The following is a 403-nucleotide window of genomic DNA, read 5'->3' as shown; positions in this document are numbered from 1 at the left end:
CGCTCAGGCCGAGCAGGCAGGTCGGGGCGACGTATTGCAGCAGGCCCAACGTGGTCAGCCGCAGGCGCACCGCGGCGGCGGCGAACCAGATCAACGGCAGCGCCGTGGTGAGCCCGGTCAGCATCAGCAGGGCGAGGTTCTTTGGCTCGGCCGGCAGGAACGGCTCGGGCGAGAGCACGAGCCACAGGATCGCGAGCGGCAGGAGCAGCAGCGTCTCGGTCAGGAACCCGACCAGGGCATCGACTCCGACAACCTTTCGCACCAGCCCGTAGAGCGCGAAGCTGACCGCGAGCGACAGCGAGAGGGCCGGCAACTCCCCTGCCCACACCACGGCGACGGCGACGCCCGTCGCCGCGATCGTCACCGCCACGACCTGCAGGGGTCGCAGCCGCTCGCCGAACAC

At 71.0% G+C, this 403-nt stretch carries 1 protein-coding gene; it reads right to left on the bottom strand.

Going from position 1 to position 403, the window contains the following annotated elements:
- Window positions 1–403 (bottom strand): EamA family transporter (locus tag JZ792_RS43795; protein WP_498044278.1); only part of this gene is annotated, 403 nt, incomplete at both ends.

Source organism: Nocardia noduli (assembly GCF_019038455.1).
In the GTDB taxonomy this organism is placed as follows: domain Bacteria; phylum Actinomycetota; class Actinomycetes; order Mycobacteriales; family Mycobacteriaceae; genus Nocardia; species Nocardia noduli.
This window is presented reverse-complemented; position numbering and strand designations above follow the sequence as displayed.